We start from the raw sequence: 13,246 nt of genomic DNA, 5'->3' as shown, positions 1-13,246 counted from the left end.
AACCATGTCCTTAACAGCCTGACGAGCGGGCTTGAGGTACTGACGGGGATCGAAGTGATCCGGATGCTCGTCGAAGTACTCACGGATGGTAGCAGTAATTGCCAGACGGATATCGGAGTCGATGTTGATCTTGCAGACAGACATCGAAGCGGCCTTGCGCAGCTCTTCCTCCGGAATGCCGATTGCATCGGGCATCTTGCCGCCATGCGCATTGATGATATCAACAAAGTTCTGCGGAACCGAAGAGGAACCGTGCAGTACGATCGGGAAGCCCGGCAGACGCTTGGAAACTTCCTCCAGAACGTCAAAGCGCAGCGGAGGCGGAACCAGAATGCCCTGCTCGTTGCGGGTGCACTGCTCGGGGGTGAACTTGTAAGCGCCGTGCGAGGTGCCGATAGCGATTGCCAGAGAGTCACAGCCGGTGCGGGTTACGAACTCCTCAACCTCTTCCGGATGGGTGTAGGAGGAATCCTCAGCAGAAACCTGAACGTCGTCCTCTACGCCAGCCAGCGTGCCCAGCTCTGCCTCAACAACAACGCCGTGTGCGTGCGCATACTCAACGACCTTCTTGGTGATCTCAACGTTCTCGTCGAACGGCTTGCTCGAGCAGTCGATCATAACCGAAGTAAAGCCGCCGTCGATGCAGGACTTGCAGGTCTCAAAGTCCGGGCCATGGTCAAGGTGCAGCGCAATCGGAATATCCGGGCACTCCTGAACCGCAGCTTCAACCATCTTCACCAGATAGGTGTGGTTAGCATAAGCACGCGCGCCCTTGGAAACCTGCAGCACAACCGGAGCCTTCTGCTCCTGGCAAGCCTCGGTGATGCCCTGTACGATCTCCATGTTGTTTACGTTGAAGGCGCCGACAGCATAGCCGCCCTCATAGGCCTTCTTAAACATTTCGGTAGTAGTAACTAATGGCATGGTAAACTTCCTTTCCACAAACAAATTAGCCTAAGCTGAATTCTTCCTTTATTTTATCAGTATGTTCGCAAAAAATCAAGTGCATCATCAAAATCGCACCCATTTTTTGCTTATCTTACTAAAATGTCCGGCTGCATGCAAAAAATTCTGTTTTGCATTGATTTTGAAGCAGTTTTGTGATACCCTTATATTGCAAGAAAACGCAGTGGGCAAACCCTGTGTTTTAATTTGTTAGGAGGTTTATCATTATGAGTGAACTGAAAGGCGCTTGCGTCATTGGCCAGTCGGGCGGCCCGACTTCGGTCATCAATTCTTCTGTGCTCGGCGCGTTGGAGACCGCGCTGGACAACCCGTCTATCACCCGTGTATTCGGCATGGCACACGGCATCAAGGGCCTGCTGAACGACGAACTGTACGACATCGACAAGGAAGACCGCGAAGAGCTGGCGCTTCTGCGCTACACCCCGTCCTCCGCGCTCGGCTCCTGCCGCTACAAGCTGGCTGACCCGGATGTGGATGACACCGATTACAAGCGCATCCTTGAGATCTTCAAGAAGTATGACATCCGCTATTTCTTCTATAATGGCGGCAATGACTCCATGGATACTTGCAACAAGGTTTCCAAGTATATGATGAAGTCTGGCTACGAGTGCCGCGTCATGGGCATTCCGAAGACCATCGACAACGACCTGTTCGGCACCGACCACTGCCCGGGCTTTGCTTCCGCTGCGAAGTATATCGCTACCTCCTGCATGGAGATCTATCAGGACGCACGTGTTTACGACACCGGCATGGTTTGTGTGGTTGAGATCATGGGCCGTCACGCTGGCTGGCTGGCTGGTGCTGCTGGTCTGGCTACCGCAATGGGCGCAGGCCCGGATCTGATCTACCTGCCGGAGACCGACTTCGACATGCAGAAGTTCCTCGCTGACGTCAAGCGCATCTACGAAGAGAAGGGCAACTGCCTGGTTGCTGTTTCTGAGGGCATCCACTATGCGAACGGCTCTTTCGTTTCCGAGGCAAAGACCTCTGCGACCGACGGCTTCGGCCATGCACAGCTGGGCGGTCTGGCTGCTATGCTGGCGGACACCGTTAAGAACGAGCTGGGCTGCAAGGTTCGCGGCATCGAGCTGAGCCTGCTCCAGCGCTGCGCTGCACACTGCGCTTCCAAGACCGACGTTGACGAGTCCTACATGTCCGGTAAGGCTGCTGTTGAGAACGCTGTTGCCGGCAAGACCGACTATATGCCGGGCTTCAAGTGCACCCGCGACGAGAACGGCTACAAGTGCGAGATCGAGCTGCTGCCGCTCTCCGAGGTTGCGAACACCGAGAAGAAGGTTCCGCGCGACTGGATCAACGAGGAAGGCAACGGCGTAACCGAGAAGTTCGTCGAGTATGCTATGCCGCTGATCGCTGGCGAGAACGTAGGCCCGAAGGTAAACGGCCTGCCGCGTTTTGCTAAGCTCAAGAAGATCATGGCAGAAGCATAAGTTCTTCTTTCAATGAAATAGCGCCTTGCGGCGCAGGATGATAAAAACGGGCAAAGCCGCAAGGCTTTGCCCGTTTGCCTTTCCGAAAGGTGGGATAGAGATGAAAAAGCAGCTTTCCACCCCCGTTCTGGGCACACTGGCCATCGCCGCATGGCTTACGGCAAACGGCCTTGCCACTTGGCTTAACTTCGCGTATGATGACGCCTTTGGTATCAATGCAGTCTATCTGTGGATCTGGGGTGCTGCAACACTGTTGATTCCCTTGCTAGCTGTCGAGTACATTGAGCGCGAACGCCCCGACCATATGTCGCGTTGGCAGGGTGCGCTGCTGTTGTTGCTATGCACTGCACTAATCTATCTACTGCTGGAGTACGGCGGCTGGTACATGTGGTATCGGCTTGACATCTGGTGGCTATGCCTGCTGGTACTAATTGGAATTGCAATCTGGCTGTATCGGCTTCTGCCCTTCCGCCGACCAATGCAGCCACATCCTATGCACAGTCGGGCACGGAACACGTTTATTCTGTTGATAACATTCTATGTGCCGTTCTTCGTAGTACTACCGCTGTACCTGTTGGTCATGCACCCTGTTTCCGTTGCACAGATCACACCCATCGGTGAAGCTGAAGGCGGCAGATTTATCGGCCGAATTACGGGCGACCGCTCAGAGACACCACTCGGCATTTACTTTTTCTCGGATGATGATGGCGAGCGTTGGTATTATTACGATGTACTGACCGGTGAGCCAGTTGATTACGGTGATTCGTTTAACCCCTATTGAGGCTTTTCAAAAAGCCTCAATTTTTTTGCAGTAATTCCTCTTCCCCATGCGTCAAATGATTGGAAAGGATGTGAAGCCGCTGTGGAACCGAACGAAACCAAAACCCTCTCGTATCTGCAGGACGAGGACGGCTTTGCACGCCTGCTTGATGATTGGGGTGACCGGCTGCTGCGTTTATGTACTCTTTATCTGAAAGATGTTCATCTGGCCGAGGACGCGGTGCAAGAAACGCTGCTGCGGGCATGGCGTAAAGCAGACACGTTCCACGGCGAAGGCAGTGAAACAACTTGGATCACCCGCATTGCAATCAACGTATGCAAAAGCTATCTTCGTTCTCCTTGGAAGCGCCGCCGCGCCCCTGCCGAAGAGTTGGATACACTGCTTGCCCCTACGGATGATCCACAGGTGGATGACACGCTGCCGCGCGCAATTCTGGCGCTTTCACGTCCTTACCGCGAAGTGATCATCTTGTACTATTATCAGGAGCTCAAAGCGCGCGAAATCGCAGACGTTTTACATGTGGATGTCTCGACTGTCACCGCTCGCCTATCCCGCGCCCGCAAAATGCTGCGCGAAGCCTTGAAAGGATGGTACTACGATGAATAAACGCAATATGAGGAGGGATCTGGATATGATGATGCAAAATATCTCGCTTTCGCCCGAACGGCGCACAGCAATTCTCCAACAGCTTCATTCTCGCCGTACTAAGCCGCGTTGGACAGCAGGAAGAATTGCTTTGGCAGCGGTGCTCGCTGCACTGCTGACCTTTTCCGCGTTTGCTGCCGCAATTCCCGCGCTTCGAGCCGCATTGCAAAATGCACTGGGTAGCTTTACCGAACAAAGCCAACCAATCACCGGTATCGTCGTCGAGGATAACGGCATTGAAGTGCGGCCGGTGGCCGCGCTGGCAAGCAGCAATCTCGTGCGCGTATGGGTTGAGGTACAGGACAAAACCGGCGACCGACTCAGCAACGATATGCTAATCAACGGCTGGATCGACCATGAACAGGATAAAGACGCGCCGGCCATCAACGGATGGAGAGGCGGCGAACGAGTAGTATACTATGACGAAAATAGCCACACGGCACTCATCGAGATCTACGAAATTGGCCGTTCGATTGCGGATGGCACTGAAGTCAGCGTGTCTTTCAGCAGTTTCCAGCCTGCCGAATGTACGGAGGAAACGGTTGATTTCCCGCGCGAAATGCTATCCGTCACTGGACTGAAAAACATGACGGAGGAGATGGGCGTGCCGCTCTTTGCAGAGCACATTCCGCTAATTCCTGAACAGACACCCTGCGAACTGGAAGGCAGCGACCGCGTCCGCCTGTCCTCGGTCGGCTTTGGCGAGGACGGCAAGCTGCATATTCAAGCCGCTTTTCTGGGCGAAGCAAATCATTCCGGCAGCAGTATACACAGTAGAGTAACCGACGAACGTGATCCAGAACAGTATTTGGGCGGCGGGAGATACTTTCTGTACAACGACCAATGGTATTATGACGAAGTATTTGACATCACTCCGGAAGATCTCCCCTATCTGACCTTTGGCGACTTGCAGGGCACTTATCAGCTGCACGACCCCGTCGAAGGCATCTGGTCATGCACCATTACAGTGGAGACAGCCAATGAAGTTGTTTACCATCCGAACGTACAGGTCGGCGGCGCGCTGGTCGAAGAAATCCGCGTCTCTGAAATCGGAATATCTGCCCGTTCTTCCAGTAAGGGCACTAAGCTTGGCTATCGTCCCACCTACGCCATAACCAAAGATGGCGAAAAGCTGTACCTCACCAATAACTGCATCGACGGCGGCTGGGGTACTGTACTGGACGACAGCGATGCTCCTTTGCCGGACGGCATGGGCTACGCACACGACCAATGGAAATTTGATGAACCGCTTGACCCGTCCGAGATCGTTCTGCTGAACTTTGACGGCGTGGATGTTCCCCTACAATAACTCAAAAATCCTCTCCAAAAAGGAGAGGATTTTTTCACCGCCTTGCAAGAACATTTGTTCGGTGGTATAATACATATATCATGCAAAGGAGGTGCGTGGCATGGAACAGCAAACCCTGTTCGGCGGAGACAGCACCCGCCCCCTCGCGGCGCGGCTGCGCCCGCGCGATCTGTCAGAATTTGTCGGTCAAACTCATCTGTTAGGAGACGGCAAAGTATTGCGTCGCCTGATTGAAAGCGACCGCATCAGCTCCATGATCTTCTGGGGACCGCCGGGCGTGGGTAAGACCACACTCGCGCGTATCATCGCGGGTCAGACCAAAGCCACGTTTATTGACTTTTCTGCCGTCACCAGTGGCATCAAAGAGATTAAGCAAGTCATGCAGCAGGCTGAAGATAACCGCCGCTTTGGCGAGCGTACCATCGTATTTGTCGATGAAATCCATCGCTTCAACAAAGCGCAGCAGGACGCTTTCCTTCCTTTCGTCGAAAAGGGCAGCATCATTCTAATTGGCGCCACCACCGAAACCCCCTCGTTCGAGGTCAACGGCGCGCTTTTGTCGCGCTGTAAGGTATTTGTGCTGCAAACACTTACAACGAGCGACCTCACCGCTCTACTCTCCCATGCACTGACCGACCCACGCGGCTTTGGTGGGCAAACCATCCACATTGAGCCAGATATGCTTGAAGCTATCGCCAATTTTGCAAACGGCGACGCGCGCACCGCATTGTCCACGCTCGAGATGCTTGTGCTCAACAGCGATATCGACGGCAAAATCGTTACGGTCGCACGCGAAACACTGGAGCAATGCATCTCCAAAAAGTCGCTGCTGTATGACAAGACCGGCGAAGAGCATTATAACCTCATTTCCGCGCTGCACAAGTCCATGCGCAACTCTGACCCTGACGCTGCAGTCTACTGGCTTGCACGCATGCTGGAAGCAGGCGAAGACCCGCTCTATATCGCGCGGCGCATCACCCGCTTCGCCAGTGAGGATGTTGGTATGGCAGATTCCCGCGCGCTGGAAATCGCAGTGGCCGCCTATCAAGCGTGCCACTTCATCGGCATGCCTGAATGCAGTGTGCATTTGACGCATGCGGTCGTTTATCTATCGCTTGCACCCAAATCAAACGCGCTATATGTCGCCTACGAAACAGCCAAAAAGGACGCGCTCAACATGTTATCCGAACCAGTCCCGCTGGTCATCCGCAACGCACCGACGCGCTTGATGAAAGAACTGGACTACGGCAAGGGCTATCAATATGCGCACGACACGGTCGACAAACTCACCGATATGCAGTGTCTGCCGGATTCGCTCGAAGGACGTGAATACTACCATCCGACTGAACAAGGCTCCGAAAGCAAATACAAAGCGCGCCTTGCGCAAATCAAGGCATGGAAACTGCAACACCGCAAGCAATAATCACACAAATGAAAAGGCACGGCGATCGCCGTGCCTTTTCATTGCTATCTGACAATTTACCGAATCAAAAATGCGTCCGGCAGATACCGTCCCTCTGGATTTTGTGACAAAGTCGTCGGACTGGTGATTTCACGCCCCTGATACACCATCACAGATGACGAACCGCCATCCAACATGGAAGCCTGATAAGCATTGTATGATTCCATAATTTCCGCGCATCGCTCAATGGAAATACCGAAAGAATGGAATTGACGGCCATCTACCACCAGCATGATAACAGTTCCGTCCTCTGCCTGACCGATCGCAGTACGCGGCTGCTGCTCATTCAGACCCGTACCAGCCACCAGATTTTCTCCGTTGATGATGAGCGCCGGATGGAATTCCACCGCGTCGCGCAGGTTGGAAGTATCGGTAAATGCGCCAATCTGCAAATGATCCTGTTCGTCAAAGCCGATGATCTTCCATGTATCTCCCACAGCATCCTGCAGCTTTTGTCCTTGGCTTTTCAGGAAGCCATATGGCAAACCACCGGTTCCATTGCCCTCATAATCTGCAAAACCAGAAGCATTGATTCCCAGAATCGCATCATAGTTGCGCACCATGTCCGAAACATAAGAACCATACGAAAACAGGTCTTCACAAGTCCCGACAAATACATTTTCCGGCTTTTTACACAGCGCAATCTTACCGGCGTATTCCATACCCAAAGAATCCTCGCCGACAACTTCCGCAATCAAGATCCCATGCTCCGCGTTGATTGCCAAAACCGTGTCCCCCTGTTTGGTGACAATGCCGGTATCATAGTTCTTTTTCGTGGGGTCCCCGATCAGATCAATGTTGATATGGTCATAACCATCCGCTATGTACTCCGGATTGTCCCGGAGAAATGCCTCAAAACTGTCCTCATCGAGTTCTGAAAAGGTTTGATAAAACTGTTCTTTCGGTGTAGACGCCGTATCATCCTCTTCGCCTACATTATCCCATGCGCTTGTAACGCCCTCTTGCTTCTGATTGAGCAAATAGCGCTTTGTCATCACCTCTTCGATGATGTCGTCCGGAACAAACCACGTAGCCAGCCATTGATGCGTCATGGTTCCCATTGCGGTTTCAATATACCACTCTCTCCACCGAGTGATAAATTCATTCGGCGTATACAGCAGAAAGGGGTAAACCACAGTCACGCATATCAGGAAAAAGCAGGTCAGCCCAAGGGCAAAGCGGTGTCGTGCGCCGTTCATCGTTGTTTACTCCTTTTCTGTCCGTCTCTCTATCGAAAGGGGTAGTTTCAGCCAATCATTTTGCGCTGCGCCGTCTCCGGCGAACAGCAGGTTTTGTGTTTTTCTTAACAGACTGCGCCGGTGCGGACGCCTTTTGCGCACGTGCCGCCAGCGCATCCTCCACCTTTTTCCGGATACGCGCGGCCGCTTCTTCACTCAGGGCATAGGCACGCGAAGGCGTGTGCGCATCCACGCGGGGTTCATTTTTTTCATAACGCGCATATGGATCATTACGGCGGCCCCGTGTACGGGTTGAAGCAGACTTTCTTGCGCGCGGCGCAGCTGCTTTTGCGCGCTGTTCTTCCTGCACCTCTGCCGCTTTTTCCTTGCGGGAGGGACGCTTCGCGGCAGCATTTTTGCGCGCCTTTTGCTTTGCTGCCTTTTCCCGTGCTACATCTGCTGCAACCTCTTCTGCTGAAGCATTTTCCGAAACCGGCTTGCGGCGCGTGCGCACATTGGTCGTTTTACGCTGACCGGATTCGCGTCCCGTCCGTTCATTTTCTTTTTCCGCATGCGGAATTTCACCGGCAAGCGGAATACGCTTGCCAATCAGCTTTTCAATATCCGCCAGATATGGTCTCTCAGAGCGATCGCAGAAAGAAATCGCCGTTCCCTCCTGCCCCGCGCGCCCTGTGCGGCCAATGCGATGAACATAAGTTTCCGGAATATTGGGCAAGTCAAAGTTGATGACCAGCGGCAGCTCATTGATGTCAATGCCGCGCGCGGCAATGTCGGTCGCAACCAATACTGCAATCTTGCACGCTTTGAAATCCTCCAGAGCGCGCTGACGCTGATTCTGACTTTTATCGCCATGAATCGCTTTTGCCTGAATCCCAGCGCGATTTAAATCACGCGCAACGCGATCCGCACCATGCTTGGTTCGCGTAAAGACCAATGTCTGGTGTACGTTGCTTTGACGGATCGTGTCGATCAGCAGTTCCCTTTTTTCGGTTTTTTCCACCAAAAAAACCTTCTGTTCGATTTTTTCAACCGGTTTCGCAGACGGCGTAATGGAGATGCGCGCAGGATTGCTCAGCAAGCTGTCCGCCAGCGCCGCAATCTCCTTCGGAATGGTGGCAGAAAACAGCAGCGTCTGCCGCTTCGCCGGCAAATACTTGATGATGCGCTTGACATCCGGGAAAAAACCCATATCCAGCATACGGTCGGCCTCATCAAGCACAAAGCATTCGACTTTGTTCAGCTTCACGATGCCCTGCCCCATTAGATCCCACAGTCGTCCAGGCGTTGCGATGAGAATGTCCGCCCCGCGCGCGATGGCTTCCACCTGCGGCACCTGAGACACACCGCCAAAGATTACCGCTGCGGTGCACGGCGTATACCGCGCATACTGACAAACATTTTCATAAATCTGCAGCGCCAGCTCCCGTGTCGGTGTCAAGATCAACGCGCGGATCGTGCCGTTTTTCCCCTCCGACCGAGCCAGCCGCTGAATGATCGGAACCGAAAACGCGCAGGTTTTTCCGGTTCCGGTCTGCGCGCAGCCCATCAGATCATGCCCGTCCAAAACTGGCGGGATTGCCTTTTGCTGAATCGGCGTCGGTTCGTCATAGCCTGCTTCACGCAGCGCCTTGAGTATATTTTTTTCGATTTTTAACTCACTGAATTTCATATCCTTTGATCGTTTCCTTTTCAAAACTGGTGTATTTCGGCAAATCTATCTTGCCCGATTGCATGATAATGTGTTATACTGTTTTACAGTTGTCTTTGTTTAACTGTCATTTGCTATGAGGTGAAATTATTGCTCGATATTCTATCTCACGTTCTACCGGAAGCGTTTTTCGATGTTCTCAAGACCATCCCGCTCCTTCTTGTGGTGTATGCTCTTCTTTATTATATCGAAAACCGTCTGACCAATACGCCGGCTCTGCTCTCGCGCGCCGCACAGTTTGGCCCAGTTGTCGGCGCGCTGGCTGGAACAATACCGCAATGCGGTTTTTCCGCCGCCGCTGCTGCGCTCTTCTCCGCCGGATATCTTGCCCCGGCTACGCTGGTCGCTGTTTTTCTGGCCACCTCGGATGAAGCAGTCCCTGTCATGCTGGCGGGCGGTGCCAGTGTGCCGCAAGTCATCACGCTCTTGGTCGTCAAGTTTGCGATCGCCGTCATTGGCGGCTACATTCTGCGTTATACCGTATTCCGCAGCCACCGTCCCAATAGTGACGACGAGCTGGAAATCGAAATGTCGGCCTGCGATTGCAGCGCGGGCTCCCCGATCTGGAGCATCATCTGGCACACCCTGAAAACCGCATTTTTCCTGTTCGCCGTGCTTTTCGCCTTAAATCTGGTGGTACATCTCATCGGCGAGGATGTGCTGGCATCCCTTCTGCTGTCCAACAGCATCTTCCAGCCCCTACTCTGCGCCATCCTTGGCCTGATTCCTAGCTGCGCAATGAGCGTGTTGTTATCCGAACTGTTTGTCGGCGGCACTATCAGCTTCGGCGCATTGATTGCCGGCCTTTCCACCGGCGCAGGCTTTGGCTACATTGTGCTGTTCGAGGAAAAAGAAGGGCGCCATCGCGCGCTGCCTGTCATTGCTGCCACCTTTGCCGTTGCCGTCATCGGCGGCACACTGGTGCAGATCTTCTTCGGCTGAACAAAACCGCATATGGAACGGTCTTCCCTCTCGGGAAGGCCGTTTTTTTATCCAAGCTCATGCAGCAGCTCGAGCGCACTATGCGCCCATGCCATATCGATTTTGGTAAAATCCCCGCCGGGCGTATACAAATAGGTTGCTACGTCTTCCCGCAGCCGCTGATAAACCGTGCCCGGCATCGCCGCATACTGCTCCGCCCCATCGGACAAGACCGCCACAAAGCGGAAGTCTCCGGTGCGTTCATCCCATTCATGGAACAACAGCTCCACCACATCCAAATCACGATCGAGCTGCGTAAACAGCAACAGCTTCATGATTTCCACCGCGCGATCATCCAATCCGCGCTCCAGAATATTGATCTTTTCCCGAAACGCGTTAAGACTATCGACCATGCGCAGCGCATATCCGGCCAGCGGATCAAACTGTGCCTTGGGGGCTTCGCCCTCCTCCGGCCACAACCAAACCATAAACTGATTTGCCATATCGTGATACAAGCACGGATGCACCACAAGCACCGTCTCACCACAATTGGGGCATTTGACGCGGAAGCAGGACAGATCCTGTACCTGTGCCCGCAGTTCAGGATTGCGGTCGATATTGATATGATCGTGCACCTTATGGTCAGTCTCTGCCTGACAGTGCGGACAAGTAATCAGCATGATTCCTGTTTTCCTCCTCGATATATGCCCAATTGTAATTATTATACCACAGTTTTCCGCTGTGAAGCAAGCAATACGACATATCCTGTATCTTAATTACCCTAAAGAAAAACGCATGGTGAACTGCCATGCGTTTTCACAGTACATATTTACGCTGCCGTGCCGCAGATCAGCGGATCGCGCATGACCAAACGCACGATCCAGACCCCCGCCCAGAGCGCCATAACGCTCCACAGCAAAATACGCTCCCGCTTCTCAGTGCCAAGCAGTGGCTTTTTGCGGAACAAGACCAGCAGCACAACCGGCGGCAATACATAAATCATTGGATTATAGCGAAAGGCCATCCAAAAATCCAGCCGCAGCAATGCGAAAGCGGCTCGCGACAATCCGCATCCCGGGCAAGGTATGCCGGTGAAATGCTGCACCGGACAGCCCCATCCCAGCAGGGAGGCAGACACAAACGATGCTGCTGCCAATACCAGCAGCACCAACAGGCCGTATACTCCCTTTTTCATTTAGCCCTGATAGGTTTCACGGAACTCAAGGAATTCATCGTACGTGCATTCCTTATCCAGCACACCCTTTTCACGAATTTCAATGATGCGCGTTGCAATGGTCTGCACAAACTCATGGTCGTGCGACGCAAACAGAACCGTACCCTTAAAATCGCGCACGCCGTTGTTGACCGCCGTAATGGATTCCAAATCTAGGTGGTTGGTCGGCTGGTCGATCACCAGCACGTTGGAACCGAACAGCATCATGCGAGCGAGCATCAGGCGCACCTTTTCGCCACCCGACAGTACGCGCACCGGCTTATACACATCATCACCTGAGAACAGCATGCGACCGAGGAAGCCGCGCAGCGTGGATTCCAGCGTATCCGTGCGCGAATACGGTGCAATCCAGTCAAGCATGTTTTCGGTATGTCCTTCAAAGAACTCGTTGTTATCCTTAGGGAAATAGCTTTGGGACGTGGTTACGCCCCACTTGAAACTGCCCTCATCGGGCTTGATCTCGCCCATCAGAATCTGGAACAGTGTGGTCATCGCCAATTCATTGTCCGAAATGAATGCAATCTTATCTCCACGGCGCACAATAAAGGAGACGTTGTCCAGAATCTTTTCGCCGTCGATCGTCTTGGAAATACCACGCACCTCGAGAATATCCTTACCTGCCTCGCGGTCTGCCGCAAACGATACCCACGGATAGCGGCGAGAGGATGCAGGCAGTTCTTCGACTGTCAGCTTGTCGATCAGCTTGCGGCGGCTGGTCGCCTGACGGGATTTAGACTTGTTGGCCGCGAAACGCTGAATGAAGTTCTGCAATTCCTTGATCTTTTCCTCATTCTTGCGGTTCTGATCTTTAATCATACGCTGAATCAGCTGCGAGGACTCATACCAGAACTCATAGTTACCAACGTACAGCTTGATCTTGCCATAGTCGATATCCACGATGTGCGTACAGACGTTGTTGAGGAAGTGACGGTCATGCGAAACAACCAGCACCGTGCCCTCAAAGTCCGCAAGGAAATCCTCCAGCCAGCGGACTGCCTGAATATCCAGATGGTTGGTCGGCTCGTCCAGCAGCAGAATGTCCGGCTTGCCGAACAGGGCACGCGCAAGCAGCACCTTGACCTTTTCCACGTCGCCCAGATACTGCATCTCGGTATACAGAATTGCGTCTGCGTCCAGTCCCAGACCGTTGAGCAGTTGGCCGGCTTCGGTCTCTGCTTCCCAGCCGCCCATCTCGGCAAATTCGGCCTCAAGCTCTGCCGCTTTGTTGCCATCCTCCTCAGTGAAGGGATCCTTCATATAGAGCGCATCCTTCTCCTGCATGACCTCCAGCAGGCGCGGGTTGCCGCCGAGCACCGTATTGAGCACCGTCTCCTCATTGAACGCAAAGTGGTCCTGCTTCAAAACGCTCATACGCGTTTTGGGCGCAATGGACACCGTGCCGGTGGACGGGTCAAGATCACCCGACAGAATGCGCAGGAACGTGGATTTGCCTGCGCCGTTTGCGCCAATGACACCATAGCAGTTTCCTTCCGTAAACTTCAGATTCACGTCCTTAAACAGCGGTTCTCCGCTGAAATTCAAGCTCAGATCGCTGATTGTAATCATATCGTAT

At 53.3% G+C, this 13,246-nt stretch carries 12 protein-coding genes; 6 read left to right on the top strand and 6 right to left on the bottom strand.

What is annotated here, in order from left to right; translation table 11 throughout:
- The coding region (gene fba, locus ABGT74_RS00620; protein WP_346704045.1) for a class II fructose-1,6-bisphosphate aldolase at window positions 1–924 on the bottom strand (924 nt) is incomplete at its 3' end.
- A 248-nt stretch (window positions 925–1,172) separates the two neighbouring features.
- Here fba and ABGT74_RS00615 point away from each other — a divergent pair.
- The 5 genes from ABGT74_RS00615 (at window position 1,173) to ABGT74_RS00595 (ending at window position 6,572) form a co-directional block, all read left to right on the top strand.
- The gene (locus ABGT74_RS00615; protein WP_346704044.1) at window positions 1,173–2,414 is read left to right on the top strand and encodes a 6-phosphofructokinase; all 1,242 of its coding nucleotides are present in this window, start codon (window positions 1,173–1,175) and stop codon (window positions 2,412–2,414) included.
- A 100-nt stretch (window positions 2,415–2,514) separates the two neighbouring features.
- Entirely contained in the window at window positions 2,515–3,195 is a 681-nt protein-coding gene (locus ABGT74_RS00610) for a hypothetical protein (protein ID WP_346704043.1), read from the top strand.
- 81 nt (window positions 3,196–3,276) lie between these two features.
- A complete protein-coding gene (locus tag ABGT74_RS00605) occupies window positions 3,277–3,801 on the top strand; it encodes a sigma-70 family RNA polymerase sigma factor (protein WP_346704042.1) in 525 nt (174 codons plus the stop codon).
- A 25-nt stretch (window positions 3,802–3,826) separates the two neighbouring features.
- Entirely contained in the window at window positions 3,827–5,149 is a 1,323-nt protein-coding gene (locus tag ABGT74_RS00600; RefSeq protein WP_346704041.1) for a hypothetical protein, read from the top strand.
- Window positions 5,150–5,249: 100 nt separating this feature from the next.
- A complete protein-coding gene (locus tag ABGT74_RS00595; protein WP_346704040.1) occupies window positions 5,250–6,572 on the top strand; it encodes a replication-associated recombination protein A in 1,323 nt (440 codons plus the stop codon).
- A 56-nt stretch (window positions 6,573–6,628) separates the two neighbouring features.
- On the opposite strand, the gene ABGT74_RS00590 is transcribed toward ABGT74_RS00595, so the two are convergent.
- Together ABGT74_RS00590 and ABGT74_RS00585 are read right to left on the bottom strand one after the other, a co-directional pair.
- Window positions 6,629–7,810 carry a phosphodiester glycosidase family protein gene (locus ABGT74_RS00590; RefSeq protein ID WP_346704039.1) on the bottom strand — a complete coding sequence of 394 codons (1,182 nt, stop codon included), beginning with the start codon at window positions 7,808–7,810 and terminating at the stop codon, window positions 6,629–6,631.
- Window positions 7,811–7,865: 55 nt separating this feature from the next.
- Entirely contained in the window at window positions 7,866–9,479 is a 1,614-nt protein-coding gene (locus ABGT74_RS00585; RefSeq protein WP_346704038.1) for a DEAD/DEAH box helicase, read from the bottom strand.
- Between the two features lie 129 nt (window positions 9,480–9,608).
- On the opposite strand from ABGT74_RS00585, the gene ABGT74_RS00580 reads away from it, so the two are divergent.
- On the top strand, window positions 9,609–10,460 hold the full coding sequence (locus tag ABGT74_RS00580) for a putative manganese transporter (RefSeq protein WP_346704037.1): 852 nt from the start codon (window positions 9,609–9,611) through the stop codon (window positions 10,458–10,460).
- Window positions 10,461–10,507: 47 nt separating this feature from the next.
- Here ABGT74_RS00580 and ABGT74_RS00575 read toward each other — a convergent pair whose 3' ends face one another.
- The 3 genes from ABGT74_RS00575 to ABGT74_RS00565 all read right to left on the bottom strand — a co-directional run bounded on the left by ABGT74_RS00575 (window position 10,508) and on the right by ABGT74_RS00565 (window position 13,239).
- Window positions 10,508–11,119, bottom strand: coding sequence for a CpXC domain-containing protein (locus tag ABGT74_RS00575; RefSeq protein ID WP_346704036.1), 612 nt, complete (start codon window positions 11,117–11,119; stop codon window positions 10,508–10,510).
- A 149-nt stretch (window positions 11,120–11,268) separates the two neighbouring features.
- The gene (locus ABGT74_RS00570; protein ID WP_346704035.1) at window positions 11,269–11,634 is read right to left on the bottom strand and encodes a DUF2752 domain-containing protein; all 366 of its coding nucleotides are present in this window, start codon (window positions 11,632–11,634) and stop codon (window positions 11,269–11,271) included.
- Window positions 11,635–13,239 (bottom strand): ABC-F family ATP-binding cassette domain-containing protein, encoded by a 1,605-nt coding sequence (locus tag ABGT74_RS00565; RefSeq protein ID WP_302666350.1) that lies wholly within the window; start codon window positions 13,237–13,239, stop codon window positions 11,635–11,637.
- Window positions 13,240–13,246: the final 7 nt, after the last annotated feature.

Source organism: uncultured Agathobaculum sp. (assembly GCF_963927765.1).
Classification (GTDB): domain Bacteria; phylum Bacillota; class Clostridia; order Oscillospirales; family Butyricicoccaceae; genus Agathobaculum.
The sequence above is the reverse complement of the archived record's forward strand: the minus strand, read 5'-3'. Positions and strand labels throughout refer to the sequence as shown.